The sequence below is a fragment of the Niabella beijingensis genome (genome assembly GCF_020034665.1).
Taxonomy (GTDB): domain Bacteria; phylum Bacteroidota; class Bacteroidia; order Chitinophagales; family Chitinophagaceae; genus Niabella; species Niabella beijingensis.
Window position 1 is genome coordinate 2,783,198 of sequence record NZ_JAIQDI010000001.1, and the last position, 22,567, is coordinate 2,805,764.

Consider the following 22,567-nt stretch of genomic DNA (forward strand, 5'->3'; position numbering starts at 1 on the left):
ATTACTCAACGCTCCAGCTGATATTACCGTCTTTTTCGTCTTTCAACAGGATGCCGATGCCCGCCAGCTGGTTCCGGATCTTATCAGAAGTGACAAAATCTTTCCGGCTGCGCGCTTCTTTCCGTATGTCGATCAGCAGTTGCATCACGTCCTTCAGCTTTTCATTATCGGCCTCGGAAATCGCCGTTAAACCAAGAATGGTTTCCAGGTAGGTATGGAATTGTTGCTGCAATAACTCAAAGGTGGCTGCTGAAATGCTGTTCAGGGGAATGGTCTTATCCTTTAAACTGTTGATAACGGGCGCTGCCTCAAACATATTGGCCAGCACTTTTGCGGTGTTAAAATCATCATCCATGAACTCATCAAAGGCCGTCACAAGTTTCCGGAGGCGCTCGTCCAGTTCCGGATCTGCCGCGGTTTCCTGCAACTCACCGCTCCTTTCTTTCAGACGTTTCAGGTTCTCATATGCTTCCCAAAGACGCTTCAGTCCTTTCTCGGAAGCCTGCAGGGCCTCATTGCTGAAATCGAGCGTGCTGCGGTAATGGCTTTGAAGAATGAAGAACCGCACTATCATAGGATGATAGGCCTGTGTAAGCAGGGGATGATCGCCGCTGAATAACTCCGTTAATTTAATAACATTGTTATAGCTTTTCCCCATCTTCCGGCCATTGATGGTGATCATATTGTTGTGCATCCAGTATTTCACCGGTGCGTTGTGATTGCAGATGGTGCTTTGTGCAATTTCGCTTTCGTGGTGCGGAAACTGGAGGTCCATGCCACCACCATGTATGTCGAACCGGGCACCGAGATATTTGGTGGCCATGGCAGAACATTCGATGTGCCAGCCGGGAAACCCTTCCCCCCAGGGGCTGGCCCAGCGCATAATGTGCTTGGGTGGGGCGGCCTTCCACAGTGCAAAATCGGCAGCGTCTTTTTTCTCGTCCTGTCCTTCCAGCTCCCTGGTAGCTTCCAGGAGATCTTCTATTTTCCGGCCGCTCAATTTTCCGTAATCATGGGTGGCAGCATATTTCTTTACATCAAAATATACAGAACCGTTCTTTTCATAGGCGTAGCCATCAGCAATGATCTTTTTGATCATTTCGATCTGCTCCACAATATGCCCTGTTGCCGTAGGTTCAATAGAGGGAGGGATGGTATTAAAAAGCTGCATTGCCCAATGAAACAGGTTGGTATATTTCTGAACCAGTTCCATAGGTTCCAGCTTTTCCAGCACTGCTTTGCTGGAGATCTTATCCTCAGCTTCGCGGCCTTCTTCTTCAAAATGACCGGCATCCGTAATGTTCCGCACATAACGCACCTTATAACCCAGATGCTCCAGGTAACGGAACACCACATCAAATGTAATATAAGGGCGGGCATGCCCCAGGTGACTCTCCCCGCTTACCGTAGGTCCGCAAACATACATCCCTACATAGCCCGGCGTGATCGGTTCAAACAGCTCTTTCTGGCGCGAATAGGAATTATGTATTTTAAGTGTACTCATACCATCTTTTTGTAAGATTACAAATATAAAGGAGGTCGCTGGTATTTAGCCGGGAAGGAATAAAAGAAAAGGAATATACAACGGGAACCGGATCTATTAAACCGGTGCCAAATCGGTATTATCATGCAGTTAAAATGAACGTATTAACGTCATATAAAAAGATCAAAACCATTTTTATGAAATACCAATTTTTACTGACCGCTTTCTTTTTCCTGCTTACAAAGAGCGAAGCACAGTTTTTGCTGAAACCGGGTGGATTTGCTGCTGCCGACGGGAAGGGCTATTATGTTATTGAAGTGCCGGGGGCCTCGCGGCAACAATTGTTTGAAGCCGTGGAACGCAGGATCAGTACGAGCTTTGGATCTTTCCGCGACCGTATATCAACCGATCCGGATAAGGAGATCGTGTTTCAGGCCACAGAGCGCGGAGGGCTTAATTATTACGGGAAGGACTATGACATTACCTTTCAGGCGAGCTTTGAGTTCAGGGACGGGAGAATAAAAGTGAATGCCCCGGTTATCCGGAACATCCGCAGTTTTAATCCCCGTATCGATTCAGCAGCCACGGTACTGGCTGTTAAAAGCCCGGGAACAGTGATCTTCCTGAACCGGAGTTATTTTGTGTACGATAAGAAAGGCAAGCTTAAAAACCGGCCGCTGAAAGAAATGCTGGAAACGCTTTTTAATGAAGAGATACTGGCACCGCTGCTGGCTGTTAACGCCAACGAAGACTGGTAACCCGCTCAGTCGGAACTGGTAAGCTGCAGATCGCAGACCATCATGTAATGGTCGGAATAATTTGTGGTGACGCGTTTGATCTGGTCTACTTTAAAGTGATCATCTGTAAAGATATAGTCGATCCTGAGCGTAGGAGAAAGGGAATTATACGTTCTGCCGATCCCGAACCCTTTTTTCAGAAAGGCATCCTGCATGTCGCCTTTTACCGTGTGGTAAGTATAGGAATTGGGAACATCATTCAGGTCACCGCAAAAAACCGTGGGGAGCGGACTGTTTTTGAGTATTTCCGGGATCATATCGGCCTGTATGCTGCGGTGCTGGATCGCTGTGCGTAGTTTTTTAAAGATATAGAAGGCATTGCTGAAAATATTGCCCTTCGCTTTTTTCAGGGCTTCTATTTTTGAAATATCCTCTTTACGGAACTGGTTGGATTGCAGGTGTGTGGTATAGATCCGGAATAGTTTTTCACCCTTTTTGATATCTACAAACACCAGCGCCTCGGGCAGGGTGGGCCTGGGATAGCGGACAATACCGGTATCTGCGATCGGGAAACGGCTGAAAATAACACTGCCATTAAAAAGCCGGTCACCGTCCCAGTCGTGCGAATAATAGAAATAGGGATATCCGAGTCCCTTGCTGACAGCAACAATATTATTGTACCAGTCCGGATTGATGGAAGAACTGAATTCCTGAAAACACAGGATGTCCGCATTGACACTCTGGATCTGCTGGAGCATTTTGTACCGGGTCTGGCTGCCTTTATTGTTGTTGATCACCATTTCAACAAAACGGGCTACGTTCCAGGTAGCGATCCGGATATGATCTTCCTTTTTCTCCTGGCGGAAGGATTTTTTTATATTAAATGCAAAGAAGTTCGTGATGGGGCCGCCGCCCACTACCAGGGCAATCCCTGAAATCAATGCCCATTTTTTCCGGACAAAGATCCACCATCCGAGGAAAAAGATCACAAAAAGCAGTAAAAACGGGAAGCCAAGGCTGAGTATATAAAGGACGGGCCAATCCATAGGGCTTAAATAAGCCGCAAGGCAGGCCAGTAGGAACAAAAAGACCATCAGGATATTGATGCCCAGTAAAACTTTATTGCTGATTTTTGCAAATACGCTCATGGGACGGACGCTTTCAAACCGTAAGATAGGTAAGTTATCCGCAAAACGAATGCTGCCTGTAATGAATTTTGGCTATTTGCTTCTGAAATCCTCCTGGCTGGCACGGGTTAAAAAATCCTTTTCTTCCTGTGTAAGTGTATCATAACCACCGGATTGGTTCATTTTGTCCAGGATGGCGTCGAGACGCTGCTGGGTGAGTCTTGCGGATTTTGTAAAAGGAGCACCACTCGTTTTATAAAAATAACTGTCCTTTATTTTTTTGCGATTCTCCTGCTTTTCGGGGTTGAACAGGTTAATAAACCAGTCGTATAACCGGTTCATCCATTCACTTCCGTCATAGCCCTTTCTCAGGAGATAAATAAACAGAAAACCGGTCAGTGCTCCCGTCAGCTGGGAAAAATACATCGCGGGTACACCCGGGGATATTGTTGCAAAATCAATGACCGCATAAATCAGTGTAATGATCCATAGGGAGACCCCTCCGTTAAGCATGGGCAGCAGCTTATAGTTGGGCGAGATGGTGGTGGCTGCCACAGCAATAGCAAGGATGCAGGCCCCGGAGCCGCTGCAATAGGGAAATGCATGTGTTTCCGGATGCATGGATTTACATACCAGCACATATACCAGCCCCGATAAAAGTGTGGAATAAATAAAAAGAGGAACGAGTTTTTTATTACCGGTAATATCGATGAATATAAAGCCGAAACACCACAGCCACAGCATATTGGCGATCAGCTCCCATACACTTACCTGTACAAAGGAATAGGTCAGGAAGGTCCATATCTTGGCCAGGGCGGTGCCCAGCTTGGGAGACAGTGCGATTGTTCCGAGGATGTTGTCATTAAAATAACCAACCACATCGGCCCCTTCGTCAAAACGCAGATAGGTAAGTGCTTTAAAAAAAGCCAATACTACGAACAGGATCATGCTGATCGCAATTAAAATGACCAGGGGGTTGATCCTCGTTCCAAAGGATAACCGGCTGTCATAGTTTCTGTCAGAGATACCCATATCGAATAACCAACAAAATTAAAGGGTTAAAAGTTGATTCCTTATTTAGGATAAATTTAGTAAAAATTACGCCGGTTTGTCTTATTCCGGATTTTCAGAAGGATAAAGCCGGTAACGGCACCCCCCAGGTGGGCATAGTGGGCAATATTATCTCCGGAAGCCCCGTATAATCCGAAAAACAGGTCAATTAAAATAAGACCGGTGATCGCCCATTTTGCCTTCACGGGAACGGGAATGAACATAATATAAAGCTCCGTATTGGGAAAGGTCATGGCAAAGGCCACCAGCACACCCATTACAGCACCAGAAGCACCAACCGCAAAGCTGCCGGAATGGGTATAGTATTGTACCGCCAGATGAAGCGCCGCAGCGCCGAGGCCGCAGATAAAATAAAAGATCAGGAACCGCTTGGTGCCCCATACATTTTCGAGGATGCGGCCGAACATCCACAGCGTAAACATATTGAACAGGATATGAAAGAACTTGTTAGGACCGGAGGCTGCATGTGCAAACATATGGGTGATCAGCTGATAGGGCTGAAACCCGTCACCAATCGGCCACAGGGCCAGTTTACCGGTGAGAAAAGCCACCGGTGATCCGTCCGGGGTAAGTATTGGCGGATATTTGGCATCAAATAACAGCTGCGCCACCCATACCACTACATTAATGGCAATAAGGTATTTGATAGCGGGCGGAAATTTTTCGGCGGGTCTTGTGAAATAAGAACTCATGCGTAATGTTGTATTTAGTTGATTCAGGACCGGAGTTTCAGCTGTGCCACATTTTCTATATGGAGCGTATGCGGAAACATATCCACCGGCTGAATTTTTGTAACCTCATATTTTTCGTTCAACAATGCCAGATCCCTTGCCTGGGTTGCGGGATTGCAGCTTACATAAACCACGGTGGGCGCCGCCATCTCATTGATCTTCTGTACCAGCTTCTCATGCATTCCTGCCCGGGGCGGATCGGTTACTATAACATCCGGACGGCCATGTTGTTCAAAAAAAGAATCGGTACAAATATCAATAACATCACCCGCATAAAAATGGGTTTTATCCAGGCCATTCAATGCGGCGTTTTCTTTCGCGTCCTCGATGGCTGCATCGATCATTTCCACCCCGATCACTTTTTCCGCCTTTTCACTGCAGAAGATACCAATGCTACCTGTGCCGCAATATAAGTCGTAAAGGGTCTCGTTTCCTGAAAGTTCCGCAAAATCCCGGGTTACCCGGTAAAGTTCCACAGCCTGCCGGGTATTGGTCTGAAAGAAGGACTTGGGTCCGATCTTGAACCGGTATTGTTCCAGCTGTTCGGTCACGTAGCCCGGACCGTACCAGGCCACCGGCTCCAGGTCATGCAGACTGTCGTTCCGTTTGGTATTGATGGTATATAAAAGCGTGGTGATCTGCGGAAATTGCGCCTGAAGATGATGTAAGATCTTTTCCCGCTTTTCCGGATCATCTTCGCCCATCATCAGGTTTACCATGAGCTCCCCGGTTTCGCAAAGGCGTACCTGCATGGTACGTAAAAAGCCTGTATGCTGACGCAGATCGTAAAAGCTGTAATCGTGCTCTTTTGCAAATGCCTTTATCGCCAGGCGGATGGCATTGGTCGGTTCTGCCTGCAGATGACAGGTATGGATGTCCACAATCTTGTCCCAGAAGCCTTTTGCATGAAAACCGGCAACGCCCTGTTTTCCGTATTCATGGGGATTGATCCCCTGTTCTTTCAGTGCATTGAACTGCTCTTTGGGCAGGAACAGTTCGGTTCCAAAAGTGTATTCGATCTTATTGCGGTAGTGCCGGGTAGCCGATGCCCCAAGGATGGGCTGTATATCCGGAAGCGGAATTTTCCCGATACGCTGCAGGTTGTCCTTTACCTGCTGATGTTTGTATTGCAGCTGTTTTTCATAAGGCAGCATCTGCCACTGGCAGCCGCCGCAAACACCAAAATGAGAACAGAAAGGCTCTACCCGCTCGGAAGAATATGCTCTGAAGGCCAGCGGATGTCCCTCCGCCCAATCCTTTTTATTTTTTCCCAGCCGGATGTCCACCACATCACCGGGAACGACCTGTTCTACAAAGATGACCTTTCCATCCACCCGTGCAATGGAGCGGCCTTCGGCGGCATAATCCTCAATCCGGATATTTTCAAGAATAATATTTTTCTTCTTTTTTCGAGCCATTTTATAATTGTTTTCCCTGAATGAGAACAGCCGACCGGATGGATTGTTCCTTTAAATATAAAAATTGTTTCCGTTCTTCATCCTCCATAAACTGCCGGAAGTTTTCCTCTGTTTCAAAAGAAACCAGGTGTATTTCATAGGGCGGTTCCACATCGATTGCAATAAAAGCTGTTTTCTCCGGGCGCAGCCGGAATAAAAGCCGGCCGCGGTATTTTTTTATCAGCGGAATTGCCAGCTGCTCAAAGGCATGGAATGCTGCTTCGCTTCCTTCATTGATGTAAATGAGTTGTGTAACAAATATCATTCGGGCATTTGTATAATCGCATGTTTAAGACCTCCCGGACCGGTGAAAGGCACTTTTTAGAGCTCTTTTACCACATTGCTGATGATCTGGGGCCGGCCCAGGGTGTAGTAATGAAGTACGGGCACCCCGTTTTTTTTCAGGTCTTTTGATTGCATCAGCAGCCATTCTGTACCCACTTTTTCTACATCTTCATTGCTTCTGCATTTCATCATCTCCTTTGAAAGATCTGTCGGCAGATCGATATGGAAGGTTTTGGGAAGCACATTCAGCTGCTTAAGGGTGTACACGGGTTTCAGACCGGGAATGATCGGAATGGTGATCCCTGCCTTACGGCAGGCATCTTCAAAAGCGTAATATTTTGCATTGTCAAAAAACATCTGGGTCACGATATAATCGGCCCCGGCATCCACCTTGGCTTTAAGATATGCCATGTCGGTTTCCATATTGGGTGCCTCAAAATGCTTTTCGGGATAGGCCGCAACCCCGATGCAAAAATCTGTTTTCTGCGAATTTTTAAGATCCTCTTCCAGGTAGACGCCGTTGTTCAGGTCCACCACCTGTTTTAAGAGATCGATGGCATAAGGGTGGCCATCGGGTTGCGGGATAAAAGCCGTTTCATTTTTGGCCGCATCGCCACGCAAAACCAGTACATTATCAATGCCCAGGTAATTCAGGTTGATCAGCGCATCCTCGGTTTCACTAACACTGAATCCGCCACAGATCAGGTGCGGAACGGTGTCTACATTGTATTTATTCATAATAGCGGCACAGATGCTTTCTGTTCCCGGCCGCTTGCGTACGATCACCTTTTTAAAACTCCCGTCTGCATTTTTTTTGAAAATATGCTCGCTTCTGTGGTAGGTGACATTGATGAAAGCAGGTTTGTACTCCATTAAAGGATCCAAATGGTCGTAAAGCGCTTCAATGCCCTTTCCTTTCAGCGGGGGAAGTATTTCAAAAGAGATCAATGTATCTTTTGCATTCTTAATATGGTCGATCACCTTCATAGGCTGCAAAACTAATGGAAAGATGCCAGTAATGAACGGCTGTTGCGATTAGCTGTCGGCCGTTAGCCATTAACTGTCAGCCATCCGGCCCGGGACTTCAGATTTGGGTGTCATTATTTAACGAAGCCCACAGCAAATAATGTGGAAGCTTTCTTATTTTTGCCAGATATGTTGATGAAAATACATACCAGGGACCTGGTGAAGCGCTACGGGGAGCGTACCGTGGTGAATCATGTTTCCTTTGAAGTAAACCAGGGAGAGATCGTGGGTTTGCTGGGACCGAACGGTGCCGGTAAAACCACCTCGTTTTACCAGGTGGTAGGGCTGATAAAGCCTGATGAGGGGGATGTATTTTTAAACGACCAGAACATTACCAAGCTGCCCATGTACAAAAGAGCGCAGATGGGCATCGGCTATCTGCCGCAGGAAGCATCTGTTTTCCGGAAACTGAGCGTGGAAGATAATATTGCCGCTGTGCTGGAAATGACCCGGCTTCCCAAGGCGGAACAAAAAGAAAAGCTGGAATCACTTCTGGCTGAGTTCCGCCTGGGGCACGTACGCAAAAGCAATGGCGATGTGTTGAGCGGTGGTGAACGGAGACGGACCGAAATAGCCCGGGCGCTGGCTGTAGACCCGAAATTCATCCTGCTGGATGAACCGTTTGCGGGGATCGACCCGATCGCTGTGGAGGACATTCAAAGTATTGTTGCCCGTCTGAAATATAAGAATATCGGTATCCTGATAACGGATCATAATGTGAACGAAACCCTTTCCATTTGCGACCGGGCCTACCTGCTGATTGACGGAAAAATATTTGAACGGGGAACTGCCGAAGAACTGGCCGCCAACGAACAGGTACGCCGGTTGTACCTGGGACGGAACTTTGAACTGAAGCGGAAAGATTACCTGCATGAAGAGGCCTTTCAAAATGCCAGCAAATCGGCATCTTCTTCCGAATGATTTACAAACCACTGAAGTATTAAGCTTCTTCTTCCGGTTCTTCCAGTTTATTGTCTTTTGAAAATTGATTCCGGTATTCCGTAAACTTGCTGATGACCATATCAATCTGCTCCATTGCCGCATCAATATTCTCATGCACTTCGGGGAGGCTTTGATCCAGTAATCCCACCCCCAGATTGATGTTCTCCGCTTCGATCTGGGAGATCTTTTTCAGTACAGAAGTTTCGCTGTTTTTCAGATCGTCCAGTTCCCGCAGGATCTTGTCCATTGCGGTTAATTTTTCTCTTTTGTCCATAGTCCTGTTTTTAATGGTGAATGATTGAAGGAAATGCATTAACTCCTTAAAACAGAATCAAACATTGTGCAAGACTATCATTTTGCATATGCTTTTGCGTTTCTTTTACACATAGGATGAATTCCGGTGCAAAAAAATGGAATAAAAAGGCTAATTATCTAAAAAAAGGTCGGTATATAGCGGACCCCCGGGGTTAATAGCATAGTTATCAAAGCTGGCGATCCCTTCCGCTTCTAATACTTCTTCATCCAGGAAACAATTGCCGGTGCAGCTGCCTGCTTGCTTTTGCAGTATATAAAATGCGGCATCGGCAACGATCTGGGGGGTACGGCTCATATTAGCCAGGGCCTGTCCTCCCAGCAGGTTGCGCACGGCGGCGGTGTCAATGGTGGTTTTGGGCCACAATGCATTTGCGGCAATGGGAATTGTTTTGAATTCCGCTGCCCAGCCCAGTGTAAGCAGGCTCATATTGTATTTGGAAATGGTATAGGCAATATGGGGGCCCAGCCATTTGGGGTTGAGGTTGATTGGTGGCGACAGGGTTAAAATATGCGCATTGGCCGACTTTTTCAGATGGGGCAATGCTGCCTGTACCATTAAAAAGCTTCCTCTTACATTGATTTCCTGCATCAGGTCATATCTTTTCTGAGGAGTGGAGGCTGTATCTGTTAAGGAGATGGCAGAAGCATTGTTCACCACAACGTCGATGCCGCCAAAAGCGGTAACAGCTTCAGCCATTACTTTTTTCACCTGCTCCTCCTCCCTTACATCACAGGCTACCGGCAGCGCTTTTCCACCGGCCGCCTCAATTTCTTCAGCAGCGGAATAAATAGTGCCGCCCAGTTTTTCATTTTCCACTACGGATTTGGCAGCAACCACAATATTGGCGCCGGCCGCGGCCAGTTTTAAAGCAATGGCTTTTCCGATGCCGCGGGTGGCCCCGGAAATAACAACGGTTTTGTCTTTAAAAATCATAATGAAAAATACAAAATCAGCGGCACTCTATTGTAAAAGGCGGGAAGAATCTTTAATAAACATTAAACGCGCAGCGATAGTGGTCACCGTTTTGGAGCGCCGGCTGAATCAGGGGCTGTTACTTTGCCGGTTGAATCAGGGGTTGTGGTTTTGCCGGCCGAATCTGTTGCTCCAGCAGATGGTTTTTGTCCCGGAAGGCCGTCTGACAGGCTTGTTCCGCGACCGTGCCCGTTCAGAAAGGTGCGCTCCTTCAGATCCTGGGTCGCTATCAGACCGTCATCCCCCTGAAGGCGGTCACCATTTGAAGATACAAACCGTGCCGGCTTGTGTGTGTAAAATCGTTCTTTGTTCTGGTCCCACCAAAGGTCCTGGCAATAGAGGGTATCCCCTTTTAAGGTAACCACCCGTACACTGTCCCGGAGGTAGACCATCTCAATGGACTCCATATACTTCCCGTATTTGCTGTCCAGTTTGCTTTCAATCCGGGCACTGTCATTGTAAAAGTCGACATGCAGGGTTTTGGGGAATTCGGTATAAACAGTATCCGCCTGTACCCGTAGCATTATCGGAGCTGTTAATTTTGCTTTTACCTTTCCTCCCTGCGACAGATAGCTTTCCACTTTTAGGGCCTGGTCGGTCATGGAAACTTTTTTGTTCAGGGCATTGATCTCTTCCTCTGTGTTTTCACATGCGATGAGCAGCAGTAATACTGCGGAGAACAGGATATTGTGTAAACGTAGCTTCAAGAAATCGGTTTACTGCAAAAGTAATGCAAATCGCCGGATGAAATTTTTACCGCGGAAGATCACCGGTCTCCGTTACGGCGTTTACCAAACCACAGATCGGTTAAGGAGAATCCCAGGGAGATCCGGTACATGTTTTCCTGCAGCGGGCTGTTACTGTTTCCGCGTTTAATGTACTCCAGTCCGAGGTTGATAATGGTAAACTGGTCCCTTGCCTGTTGGTTATAGTTGCCCAGTGGTAACCCGATACCTGCCGTGACGCCATAGAGCGGCAATTGCTGTCCGCGGAGTTTTATATAATCAGGCCCTGTAAAAAAGCCCAGCCGGTAATATACATGGCTGAGGTAATTCTTTTTTCCCACAGGGCTGAACTCTGCTCCTACTTTCAGCTTCCAGTTGCTGGCAACTGCTGTATCAGGCAGGTTATTTTCCCGGTAGTTCTGCCAGTTGGTAGTGGTGAAATCGGCTCCGAAAAGCCATCCGGCTTCATTCGGTGTCTGCATTTTCTGCAGGATAAAGCCCGCTGTAACATTGGTGGGATAGATGATGCTTCCCGATTGATAATCACTGAAAGAGACGGTATCTGCGATCCCGTTTGCATTATTGATCGCACTGGATGTCAAAGCGGTGCTGGTATTTATTTTCTGCTGCCAGTTACCATAGGCCCCGATACCCAGGTACAGGTTATCTTTCAGCTTTCCCTGGTATTGGATTCCCGCGTCTGCATAGATCCCCCCCAGGGAGGTCTTTGTATCCCATACACCCTGGGAATAAAGTGTGGAATCGTTGAAAAGACTTCTTTTCCGCGAATAATCTTTAGAGCCGAACAAATAGCCGCCGTTCACCCCCAGGCTCAGATAGTGGTTTTTGCCCATTGCAAATTTTACACCTGTTCCCAGTGATGCCAGGTAGGCGCCACCGGATCCTTCAAAGACCGTGGTTGCAGAATCGATGAACTCCCCGGTATTTTCATCCCGCAGCGGACCGCTGTTCTGGATCTTATAAACGATCCTGTTCAGTGGCCGCAGGCCAAAAGCCATACCCCAATTGCGGCGAAGAGGTACGCCAACAGATACACGATTGAAAATCAAGTTGCTGGAGGTGAACCGGGATTGTGCCGATTTATCGATGAGGGTACGCCCCGTTCCTTCAATGCCGATGTCGAGGATGGCCCGCCCCAGTAACTGTTTCCGGGTCCCTTTTTCCGTAATGGACTGGAAAAAAGAGTAAGACGCCGGGTTGGCATAGTTGACGGAGGAATAGCTGTTATATGCTGCGGAAACACCACCCATGCCCCTACTGGTGGCACTGGAGGAGGAAATTTCGTCTCCCAGGCCATATCTTGAGTAGGGAGAGTTATCCTGGGCAGTTGCAATAAAACAGGTTCCGGTAAAACAAATTGCAGCAGCAATACGTTTTATTACAAACGCGTCCAATTTTCTAAGCGTTGTTGACTTCACTAATAGCATATAGGCCTTTAAATATTAATTCAGGGTCGGCAAATATCCTGCTTTTCAGGTGTGATGCCAAATGTTGCAAATCTCCGCCGGTTAATACCACGTTAAAGTTGTCGAATTTTTCCTCATAAGCGGCGATAAATCCGTCCAGTTCATAGGCCATTCCCAGGACCACGCCCGACAGAATATTGGTTTCCGTATCGTATCCCATCAATGGAAGATCGGCCTTGGGGGCGATCAGCGGCAGTTTTGCCGTGTAATATTGCAGTGATTTAAGCCGCATTTCCAGACCGGGGGAGATGGATCCGCCCACCAGTTCTTTGTATTTATTCACAAAATTGAGGGTGATACAGGTTCCTAACCCTATCAGCAGCAGGTTTTTATCCGGATAGAAGTGCACACCTCCCGCAGCAAGCGCCAGCCGGTCGGCACCGATTTTTTCCGGTTTTCCTACAGGAGTGGTAACCGGAAGGCGGGAAAGATGGTTGAGCAGGTGAAAGCGGGTATGGTCTTTCAACACCGTTTCGATCTCCGCATTATGGTTGATAACGGACGATAAAATGGATTTTTCCGGTTTGTATGTTTCGATCAGGGACCGGATGGTTGCTGTTGTATCGTCCTGCAGGTGCAGGATCTTTTCAATTTCGCTCCCTTTAAAGACGGCAACTTTTTTCCTGGTATTGCCAAAATCAAAACAAAGTGTGGTAGACATAATGTGCAAGTAAATAAAAAATAAGGAACTTTTTCGCTGTGTACATAAATCGGCAGCAGACAGGACCATGTGAGCGCTGCTATTTTATATCAAATCCGCTCAGGTTTTTAAAATGACCGTTCATTTGTATCCTTTGTTTCAACTGATTCATTTGTTCAAAAACAGGTAAGGTTTTTTCAAAATGCCGTTTCAGGTATTCCTGGCGCTGCCGCTCGCGGGTCAGCTGTAAAAATTCATACTCCTCATAAATGGTCAGTCCTGAATGATGGGCGATATCATATGCGGTTAAAAGATTTTCCTGTTTTTTAAAATCTTTTTTTACCTGTAAATAATTGTGCAGTGCCCGCATCTGCTGTACCAGCAACTGCATTACCCGGGGATTTCCCTTCCGGTCGTTCTCCGGGTAATTGACAATGGCGCCGGAATAAAGTTTTTCCGGGATCTCTTTGATCACTTCCAGGATCCGGAACAGGTCACCCCCGCGTGTTTTTATATCCATTTCCCCGTTTTCATAAACCGTGGCAATTTCTTCCACATATACCAGTGAACCCCATTCCTGCAGTTTATCATCCATTACCACCGGAATCCCAAATGGCTTTTTTGATGTTGCCGATTCCTGGATCAACTGTTTGTAACGAGGCTCAAAAATATGAAGGTTGAGCCGTTCTTCAGGAAAAACAACAATGGACAAAGGAAATATCGGGATGAAATTTGTCATACCCAAAGGTAAAGATTATGAATTTTATGATTATCGGCTTAAGCACCCAGCCGCCAGTCATCCGCTGCCTGCGGTTAGTTGCAGCTTAATATTTGGCTGACGCTTGCTTTGCTTCCGTTGTTCCGTATTTTAGCATTATATGTGGAATTTGCTGTTAAACGAAGTGGCGGCGGGTAATGTAAAAGCCATTGCACGGGCCATCAGCCTGGTTGAGAACGAACAAACGGGCTATGAGACCTTTTTGCAGCAACTGCCCCGGCGTCAGCTGCCGGTTATCGGTATTACAGGCCCGCCCGGTGCGGGGAAAAGTACCCTGACAGATGCGCTGATCGGCCATGCGGTGGGGGAAGGAAAAAGGGTAGCAGTGGTATGCGTGGACCCATCTTCTCCTTTTCACCTGGGTGCCCTGCTGGGTGATCGTATCCGGCTGAGCAGGTGGTACCTGGAGGAGGCTGTTTTCATCCGGTCGTTGGCGAGCCGCGGGGCATTGGGGGGACTGAACCCCAAGATCATCGAAATCACAGACCTGTTGAAAGCTGCGCCGTTTGATCTTATTATCGTGGAAACGGTGGGCGTAGGACAAAGTGAAATTGAGATTGCCGGCCTGGCGGATGTTACGGTTGTCGTCCTTGTGCCGGAAGGCGGCGACGAGGTGCAAACCATGAAGGCCGGGCTTATGGAGATCGCCGACATTTTTGTGGTAAACAAAAGCGATCGTCCCGGCGCGGACCTCTTTGTAAAAAATCTGCGGCAAATGCTGGCGCCGGCATTTGCAAAAAAAGCCGACCCATTGCCGGTCATACCAACAGTAGCGCATGAATCGAAAGGGATTGATGTTTTGTACCAGGAGTTGTTGAAAAAAATACAGGATGCCGTGCCGGATGAACGCAACAGCTGGCTGCTGGCGGAAAAAGCGTACCTGCTGATACAAAAAGTGCGCATGCAGGACATTAACCGGCAACAGCTGAAAGATAAAATAGAAGCGGAGTTAAAGACCGGGGTATTTAACTTATACCGGTTTGTACAGGGTGTATTGAATGGATAGCGGTGGTTGCAGAAGAACGGGGCTGTCAGGTGCTTTGCAGGTGATTCTGGAGGCCAACAGGAGCAATGATCAGTTTTTGTGATATGGACCGCTGGAGCAGTTCATTGTTTAGCAGGACACTGTTCCTCTCTTTTTCTTTGTGATAAATGTGGTAGACGATCGCACTGTGCTTCACCACCATTTTTACGATCCCGAGATTAATCAAACGTGCTGCAATTTCATTGTCCTCCCTTCCCCATCCCTGGATCTCCTCATTATATCCGTTCACTGCAATCAGGTCTTTTCTCCAGAATGCCATATTGCATCCGCGCAGGTAAAAGATATCATCGGCCCGGTGTTTTTTGTAAAGGCGAGTGAGCAAAGGAATCCGCAGTCCGTTGTTTTTATTAAGTGAGCTCCAGCGGAACAGGGAAGCTTTTCCTTTTTTTAGGGTAAGCAGCCGTTGTGAATAAGAGGCGCTGAGGATCACCCTGCTCCCGGTTGCAAAACTTCCGGGGCGGCTTAATTTCAGATGATCTTCCACAAACCGCTTGTGAAGAATAAGGTCGCTGTCGATCTGTATCACATAATCATGTTGGGCTCTGGCGATCGCTTTGTTGCGGATACGGGCAAGCTGAAAGCCTTCATCCGGCTGCCATACATGGAGCAGTGGCACCGGAAAAAGTGGCTGAAACCTTTCAATTAAAAGGCGGGTTTCTGTAGTGGAACCGTCATCTGCAATGATCACCTCGTTGGGTAACCGGCTTTGCCGCAGAATACTTTTCAGGCAACACTCCAGCGCTTCCGGCCAGTTGTAGGTGGAAATAATCAGCGAGGCCGTCGGATAACGTTTACTAATCATGGCGTGTCAAACCTGCTACCCATCAACGCAGCCGGTTATCGGTTCTTTTTGATTATGTTCGATTGCTCTGTCTATAAAGAAGGCGGCCGTTTTACAACCAGCCATTAACAAAAATAAGGCAGATCCGCTTGCGGTGTTGTAGTGTTTGTATTAAAAAATATAAAACAGGGGCTGCTTCCATTTTTCCGAACCCCCGGATCTGTAAGGAGCTGCTTTATTGCAGCGCTGACTGCCGGCACCGGTATTGCTACCTTTTATCCCGGATTTAATACGGGAAGGGCCATATTCCGATCTTTTGGCCGGTTGCAGCCCGGAACCATTCCACAAAGGTACAGACTCCCGGTGAATATTGCCGCGGGCTGTGTTTACTTCCTTTTTTCCAGTTGTTGCAGGGTTGCCCTGAGGTCTTTATGCAACGGGGCTTCCAGTTCCTGCCAGTCACCCGTTTTGTTCATGATCTTCAGCCGGGCAGCGTGTAAGGCCAGCCGGTTGAGCAGAGGACGTTCTTCCAGCACATCCCTGGACAGATTGAACTTTGATTTGAACGAAGAAAGATATACGGGTTTGCCGTCTCCGTAAATCACATCACCAACCAGCGGATGGCCTATTTCTTTTGTATGGATCCTTATCTGGTGGGTTCTTCCGGTATGGATCCGGAATTCCATCCAGCTGTAAATTTTAAAATCCCTCAGTACCCGGAAGTCGGTAAGTGCCTGCTTGCCTCTCCGGTGAATGATCATTGTGCCGCGTCGTACCATATTCTCGGCAATAGGTGCATCAATGCTCCCTTCCGGTTCTGTAACCGATCCCAATATAAGTCCGTTATAGATCTTTATGGTTTTACGGGCTTCAAATTGCTGACTGAAATGCTTATGTGCAGCTGCATTTTTTGCAAAAATGATCAGGCCGCTTGTTTCGCGGTCTAACCGGTGAATGGTGAAGGTGGTGGAATACCGCTCCTGTAACAATTCTTTAAGCGACGGTTCCTTTCCTTCCCTGTCGGGTATCGAAAGCAGACCGGAGGGCTTGTTCAGCGCTATCAGGTCATCATCTTCAAAAATTATAAGATTCTGTATATTCATTTTTACGAAGGAGGCACGTTGACGGGAGTATTATTTTTTCCCTTTTCCGAAAAATTTAAGATTGCGGACCTCTTTTTCGGTAAGAAAACGGAATTTTCCCCGTTCTACATTTTTTTTGGTCAGTCCGCCAAACATAACACGGTCCAGGTGTTTTACATCATACCCCACCGCCTCAAAAATGCGGCGTACAATACGGTTGCGGCCGCTGTGCAACTCAATACCCACCTGGGTCTTGTCATTCATATCGGAATAGGCCAGCACATCTACAGGTGCCGGACCATCTTCCAGCACAACCCCTTTCAGGATCTTGTCAAAATCTTTTTTCTCCAGCGGACGGTTGAGTGTGGCGGCATAGATCTTCCTTACCTCATTGCTGGGGTGTGTCAGCTGCTGTGCCAGCTCGCCGTCATTGGTGATCAGCAATACCCCGGAAGTGTTCCGGTCCAGCCGGCCCACCGGATAGACCCTTTCTGTTGTGGCGGTTTTGATGAGATCCAGCACGGTTTTCCGTTTTTGCGGATCGTCTGTGGTGGTGATATAATCCTTGGGTTTGTTCAGCAGGATGTAGATCAGGTTTTTGGCACGGGTTATTTTTTTCCCGTTAACGGTTATCACATCTGCGGGCTGTACCTTGTAACCCGGTTCTGTTATTACAGCGGCATTCACTTTTACCTTTCCGTCCTTAATAAATTCAACGGCATCCCTTCTGGAACATATTCCGCTATGGGCCAGGTATTTATTCAGGGGCATCTGTTCGGTGGCCGGGGTCTTCCGCTCGATTTTCGGTGCCGCTGTCTGGCTGGCCTTAGCTGCGGCCTCGGCTTTCTTTTGTTCAAAGAAGGCGGCGCGTTCTTTTTTGTACTGCCTTTTTTCCTGTTTAAAGGCTTCCTTTATGGCAGCATTGCTTTTTTTATTTGCAAACTTTGCAAAACGGGGATCTATTTTTTTCATTGTATGAATTGCTATTTTACAACAGTAAGCTGCAAATATCGTAAAAAAAGAGCCATCTTAAAACTTAAGATGGCTTCCTGGTAAATATAAAAACGACAACTTCTTATTGCTGCGCCTGCCGGTTCCTGCCTTTTTCGCGGCGTTCTTTCATCTTGGCGTCCAGTTTTTCTGATTGTTCCTTGGTAAGGATCTTATCCCTTGCTTCTTTTTGAGAAGCGCGGAGTTCTTTTATTTTATCCTTCTTCTGATCATCGCTGAGGGAGGCATCGTCCCGGACAGCTTTTACCTGCTTCATGTTGTCATCATACAGTGCTTTTAATTTGTCCTTCTGGTCTTTTGATAAGTTCAGATCAGGATCATCCCATCCTGCACCGCGACGGCCATTCATGGATTTTTCCCCTTTTTCCTTTTTCGGCGCGTCCTGGGCAGATACAGCGGAGATGCTGAACAGGCTTACAATTGCTGCGATTAAGATTGTTTTTTTCATTTTTTGTTTTTTAAGTTTAACAGATTGTTTATCGTCTGGGAATGGTATGCCGGCTCTTTCCCGGCCTTGGTGCTATTCTGTGGTAAGAACGGCTCTTCTTTTTTTCCGGATATTTTTTTTCAGTGCATTGATACGGGTTTCTTTCTCGGCAGCAGACAGCGCATTGTCCTGGCGGATGGAACGGGCCTGTTTTTTAAAATCCAGGGCCAGTGCCTCCATTTTCTGCTGCTGTTCGGGAGACCGTGTGTCCCTTTTCCCTGTTTTCCCGGCTGTTTGAGGCAACGTGTTAGGATTCCCTTCTCTGCCGGTGGTTTTTCGCTGGACTGCAAACACGGTGTGCTCTTTGCGATATGTCCTGTCCAGTCCTTCTTCTTTCCAGATCTGCTGTTGCTCGCGGGTTAAAAGGGCGTCCCGTTTGCCGGCCTGCTGTTTATAAAATACCTTTAGTTTTTCCTTCTTTTCTGTTTTCGTCAGGCCGGGGTTGTTCCGGATGGCAGCAAGGGCTTCCCTGTTCTCTTTTTGCAATGCCTCCAGCCGGATCTTTTGTTCTGCTGTCAGGTTTAACTTCTGATAATTACCGTATTGTTCCCGCCGGGTCTCGGTTCGCTGAACGCCTTCATTGGGCCGGGAAGGAATTTCCTGCGCAACAGCTCCAGCAGCCAGCAACAATAAACCAGCAAAAAAAAACGGTTTCATATTCCGATGCGTATATTTTTTCTTAGATGGGTTTTAGAAGAAAATCCTTCTGTTTCCCTGTTAAAATTTTATAAACAGGTATTGGACCCGCTTTTTACACAAAAGTTTAATAGACCGTTTTTCCGCTGGTAATGCGGGGATGCTAAATTTGCGGCCTATGAACCGAAGGAAATTTTTGAGATACACCGGGGTACTGGGTGGCGCCGGCCTCCTTACAGGGCTGTATACCTGGCAGGTAGAGCCATTTTTGCTGGAGTTTACGCGGGTACCTATGAAGATCCGGAACCTGCCGCAGGCGCTGGCCGGCAAAACGCTGATGCAGATCAGTGATATCCATATCGGAACCCGCTCCCGCGACAGCTATCTGAAAGATTCCTTTTTGAAGGCGGCGGCTTATCAGCCGGACTTTGTGGCTTACACAGGTGATTTTGTTACCTATGACGAACCGCGTCAGCTGGATCAGCTTCATGAACTGATGCGACATGCGCCATGCGGGCGTTTGGGAACCACGGCCGTTTTCGGTAATCATGATTATGGCGCCCGGTGGAAGGACAGCGTACTGGCAAATAACCTGGAAGAGCTGTTGAGCAATCATCAGCTCCGGGTGCTGAGAAACGACCAGCAGGTTATTTCGGGGTTGAATTTTATCGGCATAGATGATAAATGGGGAACCAATTTCCACCCGGAAAAAGCAATGCGGCACTGGAACCCGCAGGAAGCCAGTATTGTATTATGTCACAATCCGGACGTAATGGATCTGCCGGTGTGGGAGGGTTATAACGGCTGGGTGATCAGCGGGCATACGCACGGCGGCCAGTGTAAGCCTCCGTTCCTGCCGCCGCCGCTGCTCCCGGTAGAAAATAAGCGGTACAGCTCCGGACAGTTTGCCTTTGAGGACGGCCGCACCCTATACATCAACAGGGCATTGGGATATACCTGGCAGGTGCGTTTTAACGTGCGCCCGGAGATCACCCTCTTTGAGCTGATGCCGGCCTGAGGGTATTGACTTTTAATCGCGCCTTTTACAAGCAGGGAAACAATAAGCAGCTTACCGGCGCATCAGAAGATCGTCTCCAGTTCCCTCAGGGAATAGACCGTGTAGGTGGGCTTAAAGCCGGGTGTTTTATTTACGTGGTTGATGTAAACCTGGTCCAGGCCTGCATTTGAAGCGCCGATGATATCGGCCTCCAGGTCATCGCCCAGCATGATGCTTTCTTCCCGTGCAGCGCCGGTAGCGGTCAGAGCAAAATCAAAGATCTCTTTATTGGGCTTTAAACTGTTTGAGCCCTCAGATGTAATGACCTTGTCGAAATAATGATTGATCTTTGAATGATTGATCTTATGATGCTGTACCTCTTCAAATCCGTTTGTGATGAGGTGAAGGCGGTAGTTTTTAGAAGTGAGGTAATCAAGGATCTCGGTAGCATACGGGAACAGTGTGTTACGGGTGGGTAATAGTTCTAAAAAATGCCGGCTCATATCCTGCGCCAGCATTTCATCGCCGATCTTAAAATCCAGCAATGATAACTGCATCCTTTTCACCCGCAATTCGGCTTGTTTGATAAACCCATTCCTGTAACGGACCCAGAGTTTCGTATTGTGTTCCAGGTATTGCCGGTAAAACCGTTCAAAGTCATCCACTCCTCTCCCGGCCAGGTTTAAGGCTTCATACAGGTGCTGTAACGTCAGTTTAGCATTCGTATCAAAATCCCATAATGTATGATCCAGATCGAAAAAGAGATGCTTGTATTTCATGGGCGCAAAATACGAAAAAGGACGGGAAGCCCCTGCAAGGTGTACCCCGAGTGCCCACTGCATAATAATATTATAACATTTAGGTAATAGTTCTGTTACACAGATTACGGAATTTTGAGAAACACATTTAATGTCCCAACGCCGTATTGAAATAGCTGTTGTATCAGACCTCCATCTTGGCACCTATGCGAGCCGGGCAAGGGAATTCACCGCCTATCTGAAAAGCATCGACCCGAGGGTATTGATTCTGAATGGTGATATCATTGATGGATGGCAGTTCAGCAAACGCTATTTTCCTCCAGACCATATTTCCGCTATCAAGGAAGTATTCAGTAAACTTTCTTCCGGTACACGCGTGATTTACATCACCGGCAATCATGATGAGTGTATGCGCCGCTATTCCGATCTTGAACTGGGAAGCTTTCTGCTTACAGACAAGGTAGTGATAGAGATCAACGGAAAGAAGGTATGGATCTTTCACGGAGATGTTTTTGATCATACAACCACCCGCCAGGCGAAGTTCTGGGGCAAGCTGGGCAGCAACGGCTACGCCACCTTGCTCGGGTTCAACAGATGTATGAATGCCGTTTCGCAGCTTTTCGGAAAAGAAAAGCTGTCCCTTTCCCGGAAGATCATGGAGCAGTTCAATAAGCGCATCATCAATATCGATGCGTTTGAAACAAAGATCGCTGAACTGGCCATTGAAAAAAAATTTGATACCGTGATCTGCGGGCACATCCATCAGCCGAAAAAAAAGGAAGTGGTAACTGCAAAGGGAAAAGTTGATTACCTGAATTCCGGCGACTGGATGGAGCACATGACAGCACTTGAGTATTACGACAATCAATGGCAACTGTATACCTATGATGTAAAAGAGATGAAAACAGAGCGGGCGCTGAAAGATAAACCGCAAGCTACGGTAGTGACCAGCGAGATCGCCTTTTATTTACACGCATTATCTGACACAAGTAATGAAAATTTTTTACGCCGTTCAGGCCACCGGTAACGGGCACATCAGCCGTGCCATGGAGTTGCTTCCCTATCTGAAGCAATATGGCACCGTGGATATTTTTTTAAGTGGTAACAACAGCAACCTCCGGCTGGATGCCCCGGTGAAGTACCGGAGCAAGGGGCTCAGTCTTTACTATACCTGCAACGGAGGCCTTAACTACTGGCAGATCGCCCGGCACATCAATCCGATAGCGCTTAAGAAAGAGATCAACGCGCTGCCGGTTGCAGATTATGATCTTGTGATCAACGATTATGAATACATTACTTCGGCAGCCTGTAAGGCAAAGGATATTTTTTCTGTGAACTTCGGACACCAGGCCAGTTTTCAGAGTGATAAAGTGCCCCGGCCGGAAACGCTCAGCAAATCGGGGGAATGGATGCTGAAACATTACTCGAAAGGGAAACGCTACCTGGGCCTGCATTTCCGGTCCTATGACGAATTCATCCTTACTCCGGTAATAAAAAAAGAAATACTCGATGCCCAGCCGGTTGATAAAGGTCATATCACAGTGTATCTCCCCTCTTACTGCGAAGCGGAGCTGAAACAGATCTTTTCCCGTTTCCGTGATTTCCGGTTCGAGGTCTTCAGCAGGCAGGCCGCCGCCATACGTGATGAAGAAAATATACGCTTTATACCAGTAGACAAAGCCTTGTTCAATAAAAGCCTGATCAGCTGCCGGGAGCTGATTACCGGGGGCGGATTTGAAACGCCTTCGGAAGCCCTGCACCTTGGTAAAAAACTAATGGCCATTCCCATCCGCGGACAATATGAACAATGCTGCAATGCTGCTGCTTTAAAAGAAATGGGCATCATGACCCTTTCAAAGATCGGGGAGGACTTTGAGCAGCAGTTTGAAAAATGGCAGAACGAATACAAACCGGTGCGGATGGATTACAGTCAGACCATTCCGCAAAGTATGGAACGGCTGTTTGGCTGAACGCAGTTGATGCAACTGCATGA

Annotated in this window: 24 protein-coding genes and 1 pseudogene; 6 read left to right on the forward strand and 19 right to left on the reverse strand. The window is 47.5% G+C overall.

The window, feature by feature from the left end; genetic code table 11:
- Position 1: 1 nt before the first annotated feature.
- Positions 2-1,504 (reverse strand): cysteine--tRNA ligase, encoded by a 1,503-nt coding sequence (gene cysS, locus K7B07_RS11575; RefSeq protein WP_223709758.1) that lies wholly within the window; start codon positions 1,502-1,504, stop codon positions 2-4.
- A gap of 176 nt (positions 1,505-1,680) precedes the next feature.
- Between cysS and K7B07_RS11580 the strand changes: the two genes are divergently transcribed.
- Positions 1,681-2,241 carry a hypothetical protein gene (locus tag K7B07_RS11580; RefSeq protein ID WP_223709759.1) on the forward strand — a complete coding sequence of 187 codons (561 nt, stop codon included), beginning with the start codon at positions 1,681-1,683 and terminating at the stop codon, positions 2,239-2,241.
- A 5-nt stretch (positions 2,242-2,246) separates the two neighbouring features.
- Here K7B07_RS11580 and K7B07_RS11585 read toward each other — a convergent pair whose 3' ends face one another.
- The 6 genes from K7B07_RS11585 to metF all read right to left on the reverse strand — a co-directional run bounded on the left by K7B07_RS11585 (position 2,247) and on the right by metF (position 7,878).
- Positions 2,247-3,368, reverse strand: a complete 1,122-nt coding sequence (locus tag K7B07_RS11585) for an endonuclease/exonuclease/phosphatase family protein (RefSeq protein WP_223709760.1) — start codon at positions 3,366-3,368, stop codon at positions 2,247-2,249.
- Positions 3,369-3,440: 72 nt separating this feature from the next.
- The gene (locus K7B07_RS11590; RefSeq protein WP_223709761.1) at positions 3,441-4,379 is read right to left on the reverse strand and encodes a rhomboid family intramembrane serine protease; all 939 of its coding nucleotides are present in this window, start codon (positions 4,377-4,379) and stop codon (positions 3,441-3,443) included.
- Positions 4,380-4,435: 56 nt separating this feature from the next.
- A complete protein-coding gene (locus tag K7B07_RS11595; RefSeq protein ID WP_223709762.1) occupies positions 4,436-5,110 on the reverse strand; it encodes a rhomboid family intramembrane serine protease in 675 nt (224 codons plus the stop codon).
- A 23-nt stretch (positions 5,111-5,133) separates the two neighbouring features.
- The gene (gene rlmD, locus K7B07_RS11600; protein ID WP_223709763.1) at positions 5,134-6,567 is read right to left on the reverse strand and encodes a 23S rRNA (uracil(1939)-C(5))-methyltransferase RlmD; all 1,434 of its coding nucleotides are present in this window, start codon (positions 6,565-6,567) and stop codon (positions 5,134-5,136) included.
- A gap of 1 nt (position 6,568) precedes the next feature.
- Positions 6,569-6,871 (reverse strand): putative antibiotic biosynthesis monooxygenase, encoded by a 303-nt coding sequence (locus tag K7B07_RS11605; RefSeq protein ID WP_223709764.1) that lies wholly within the window; start codon positions 6,869-6,871, stop codon positions 6,569-6,571.
- Between the two features lie 56 nt (positions 6,872-6,927).
- Positions 6,928-7,878, reverse strand: a complete 951-nt coding sequence (gene metF, locus K7B07_RS11610; RefSeq protein ID WP_223709765.1) for a methylenetetrahydrofolate reductase [NAD(P)H] — start codon at positions 7,876-7,878, stop codon at positions 6,928-6,930.
- Between the two features lie 168 nt (positions 7,879-8,046).
- Here metF and lptB point away from each other — a divergent pair, with 168 nt between their 5' ends.
- The gene (gene lptB / locus K7B07_RS11615; RefSeq protein ID WP_223709767.1) at positions 8,047-8,838 is read left to right on the forward strand and encodes an LPS export ABC transporter ATP-binding protein; all 792 of its coding nucleotides are present in this window, start codon (positions 8,047-8,049) and stop codon (positions 8,836-8,838) included.
- Between the two features lie 19 nt (positions 8,839-8,857).
- Here lptB and K7B07_RS11620 read toward each other — a convergent pair whose 3' ends face one another.
- From K7B07_RS11620 to K7B07_RS11645, 6 genes are all read right to left on the reverse strand, one after another.
- Positions 8,858-9,133, reverse strand: coding sequence for a hypothetical protein (locus K7B07_RS11620; RefSeq protein ID WP_223709768.1), 276 nt, complete (start codon positions 9,131-9,133; stop codon positions 8,858-8,860).
- A gap of 150 nt (positions 9,134-9,283) precedes the next feature.
- Complete coding sequence (locus K7B07_RS11625; protein ID WP_223709771.1) at positions 9,284-10,108, reverse strand: SDR family oxidoreductase; 825 nt, start codon at positions 10,106-10,108, stop codon at positions 9,284-9,286.
- 83 nt (positions 10,109-10,191) lie between these two features.
- Positions 10,192-10,854 (reverse strand): LPS export ABC transporter periplasmic protein LptC, encoded by a 663-nt coding sequence (gene lptC / locus K7B07_RS11630; RefSeq protein ID WP_223709773.1) that lies wholly within the window; start codon positions 10,852-10,854, stop codon positions 10,192-10,194.
- 59 nt (positions 10,855-10,913) lie between these two features.
- On the reverse strand, positions 10,914-12,320 hold the full coding sequence (locus K7B07_RS11635) for a hypothetical protein (RefSeq protein ID WP_223709774.1): 1,407 nt from the start codon (positions 12,318-12,320) through the stop codon (positions 10,914-10,916).
- Entirely contained in the window at positions 12,292-13,020 is a 729-nt protein-coding gene (locus tag K7B07_RS11640; protein ID WP_223709776.1) for a type III pantothenate kinase, read from the reverse strand. Before K7B07_RS11640 ends, K7B07_RS11635 begins: the two co-directional genes overlap by 29 nt.
- Before the next feature lie 79 nt (positions 13,021-13,099).
- The gene (locus tag K7B07_RS11645) at positions 13,100-13,738 is read right to left on the reverse strand and encodes an LON peptidase substrate-binding domain-containing protein (protein ID WP_223709777.1); all 639 of its coding nucleotides are present in this window, start codon (positions 13,736-13,738) and stop codon (positions 13,100-13,102) included.
- 139 nt (positions 13,739-13,877) lie between these two features.
- Between K7B07_RS11645 and meaB the strand changes: the two genes are divergently transcribed.
- Positions 13,878-14,783 (forward strand): methylmalonyl Co-A mutase-associated GTPase MeaB, encoded by a 906-nt coding sequence (gene meaB, locus K7B07_RS11650; protein WP_223709779.1) that lies wholly within the window; start codon positions 13,878-13,880, stop codon positions 14,781-14,783.
- Between the two features lie 25 nt (positions 14,784-14,808).
- Here the strand turns inward: meaB and K7B07_RS11655 are convergent, their stop codons facing one another.
- The 5 genes and pseudogenes from K7B07_RS11655 to K7B07_RS11675 all read right to left on the reverse strand — a co-directional run bounded on the left by K7B07_RS11655 (position 14,809) and on the right by K7B07_RS11675 (position 18,840).
- A complete protein-coding gene (locus K7B07_RS11655) occupies positions 14,809-15,624 on the reverse strand; it encodes a glycosyltransferase family 2 protein (RefSeq protein WP_223709781.1) in 816 nt (271 codons plus the stop codon).
- Between the two features lie 365 nt (positions 15,625-15,989).
- Positions 15,990-16,715 (reverse strand): annotated as a pseudogene (locus K7B07_RS11660) (RluA family pseudouridine synthase); the annotation flags it as partial.
- A gap of 21 nt (positions 16,716-16,736) precedes the next feature.
- Positions 16,737-17,657, reverse strand: coding sequence for a pseudouridine synthase (locus K7B07_RS11665; RefSeq protein ID WP_223709785.1), 921 nt, complete (start codon positions 17,655-17,657; stop codon positions 16,737-16,739).
- A gap of 103 nt (positions 17,658-17,760) precedes the next feature.
- Positions 17,761-18,144 carry a hypothetical protein gene (locus K7B07_RS11670; protein WP_223709786.1) on the reverse strand — a complete coding sequence of 128 codons (384 nt, stop codon included), beginning with the start codon at positions 18,142-18,144 and terminating at the stop codon, positions 17,761-17,763.
- Positions 18,145-18,216: 72 nt separating this feature from the next.
- Complete coding sequence (locus K7B07_RS11675; protein ID WP_223709788.1) at positions 18,217-18,840, reverse strand: hypothetical protein; 624 nt, start codon at positions 18,838-18,840, stop codon at positions 18,217-18,219.
- Positions 18,841-18,997: 157 nt separating this feature from the next.
- Here K7B07_RS11675 and K7B07_RS11680 point away from each other — a divergent pair, with 157 nt between their 5' ends.
- The gene (locus tag K7B07_RS11680) at positions 18,998-19,837 is read left to right on the forward strand and encodes a metallophosphoesterase (RefSeq protein ID WP_223709790.1); all 840 of its coding nucleotides are present in this window, start codon (positions 18,998-19,000) and stop codon (positions 19,835-19,837) included.
- 62 nt (positions 19,838-19,899) lie between these two features.
- Here the strand turns inward: K7B07_RS11680 and K7B07_RS11685 are convergent, their stop codons facing one another.
- A complete protein-coding gene (locus K7B07_RS11685) occupies positions 19,900-20,658 on the reverse strand; it encodes a YjjG family noncanonical pyrimidine nucleotidase (RefSeq protein ID WP_223709792.1) in 759 nt (252 codons plus the stop codon).
- Positions 20,659-20,725: 67 nt separating this feature from the next.
- Between K7B07_RS11685 and K7B07_RS11690 the strand changes: the two genes are divergently transcribed.
- Both K7B07_RS11690 and K7B07_RS11695 read left to right on the forward strand, forming a co-directional pair.
- On the forward strand, positions 20,726-21,601 hold the full coding sequence (locus K7B07_RS11690; protein WP_223709794.1) for a UDP-2,3-diacylglucosamine diphosphatase: 876 nt from the start codon (positions 20,726-20,728) through the stop codon (positions 21,599-21,601).
- Positions 21,567-22,544, forward strand: coding sequence for a glycosyltransferase family protein (locus tag K7B07_RS11695; protein ID WP_223709796.1), 978 nt, complete (start codon positions 21,567-21,569; stop codon positions 22,542-22,544). Before K7B07_RS11690 ends, K7B07_RS11695 begins: the two co-directional genes overlap by 35 nt.
- The last annotated feature ends 23 nt before the right edge of the window (positions 22,545-22,567 follow it).

What these genes read in the sequence shown, in the direction of transcription:
- cysS (WP_223709758.1), bottom strand. Translation starts at nt 1,504, where the DNA reads ATGAGTACACTTAAAATACATAATTCCTATTCGCGCCAGAAAGAGCTG.
- K7B07_RS11580 (WP_223709759.1), top strand. Translation starts at nt 1,681, where the DNA reads ATGAAATACCAATTTTTACTGACCGCTTTCTTTTTCCTGCTTACAAAG.
- K7B07_RS11585 (WP_223709760.1), bottom strand. Translation starts at nt 3,368, where the DNA reads ATGAGCGTATTTGCAAAAATCAGCAATAAAGTTTTACTGGGCATCAAT.
- K7B07_RS11590 (WP_223709761.1), bottom strand. Translation starts at nt 4,379, where the DNA reads ATGGGTATCTCTGACAGAAACTATGACAGCCGGTTATCCTTTGGAACG.
- K7B07_RS11595 (WP_223709762.1), bottom strand. Translation starts at nt 5,110, where the DNA reads ATGAGTTCTTATTTCACAAGACCCGCCGAAAAATTTCCGCCCGCTATC.
- rlmD (WP_223709763.1), bottom strand. Translation starts at nt 6,567, where the DNA reads ATGGCTCGAAAAAAGAAGAAAAATATTATTCTTGAAAATATCCGGATT.
- K7B07_RS11605 (WP_223709764.1), bottom strand. Translation starts at nt 6,871, where the DNA reads ATGATATTTGTTACACAACTCATTTACATCAATGAAGGAAGCGAAGCA.
- metF (WP_223709765.1), bottom strand. Translation starts at nt 7,878, where the DNA reads ATGAAGGTGATCGACCATATTAAGAATGCAAAAGATACATTGATCTCT.
- lptB (WP_223709767.1), top strand. Translation starts at nt 8,047, where the DNA reads ATGTTGATGAAAATACATACCAGGGACCTGGTGAAGCGCTACGGGGAG.
- K7B07_RS11620 (WP_223709768.1), bottom strand. Translation starts at nt 9,133, where the DNA reads ATGGACAAAAGAGAAAAATTAACCGCAATGGACAAGATCCTGCGGGAA.
- K7B07_RS11625 (WP_223709771.1), bottom strand. Translation starts at nt 10,108, where the DNA reads ATGATTTTTAAAGACAAAACCGTTGTTATTTCCGGGGCCACCCGCGGC.
- K7B07_RS11635 (WP_223709774.1), bottom strand. Translation starts at nt 12,320, where the DNA reads ATGCTATTAGTGAAGTCAACAACGCTTAGAAAATTGGACGCGTTTGTA.
- K7B07_RS11640 (WP_223709776.1), bottom strand. Translation starts at nt 13,020, where the DNA reads ATGTCTACCACACTTTGTTTTGATTTTGGCAATACCAGGAAAAAAGTT.
- K7B07_RS11645 (WP_223709777.1), bottom strand. Translation starts at nt 13,738, where the DNA reads ATGACAAATTTCATCCCGATATTTCCTTTGTCCATTGTTGTTTTTCCT.
- meaB (WP_223709779.1), top strand. Translation starts at nt 13,878, where the DNA reads ATGTGGAATTTGCTGTTAAACGAAGTGGCGGCGGGTAATGTAAAAGCC.
- K7B07_RS11655 (WP_223709781.1), bottom strand. Translation starts at nt 15,624, where the DNA reads ATGATTAGTAAACGTTATCCGACGGCCTCGCTGATTATTTCCACCTAC.
- K7B07_RS11665 (WP_223709785.1), bottom strand. Translation starts at nt 17,657, where the DNA reads ATGAAAAAAATAGATCCCCGTTTTGCAAAGTTTGCAAATAAAAAAAGC.
- K7B07_RS11670 (WP_223709786.1), bottom strand. Translation starts at nt 18,144, where the DNA reads ATGAAAAAAACAATCTTAATCGCAGCAATTGTAAGCCTGTTCAGCATC.
- K7B07_RS11675 (WP_223709788.1), bottom strand. Translation starts at nt 18,840, where the DNA reads ATGAAACCGTTTTTTTTTGCTGGTTTATTGTTGCTGGCTGCTGGAGCT.
- K7B07_RS11680 (WP_223709790.1), top strand. Translation starts at nt 18,998, where the DNA reads ATGAACCGAAGGAAATTTTTGAGATACACCGGGGTACTGGGTGGCGCC.
- K7B07_RS11685 (WP_223709792.1), bottom strand. Translation starts at nt 20,658, where the DNA reads ATGCAGTGGGCACTCGGGGTACACCTTGCAGGGGCTTCCCGTCCTTTT.
- K7B07_RS11690 (WP_223709794.1), top strand. Translation starts at nt 20,726, where the DNA reads ATGTCCCAACGCCGTATTGAAATAGCTGTTGTATCAGACCTCCATCTT.
- K7B07_RS11695 (WP_223709796.1), top strand. Translation starts at nt 21,567, where the DNA reads ATGAAAATTTTTTACGCCGTTCAGGCCACCGGTAACGGGCACATCAGC.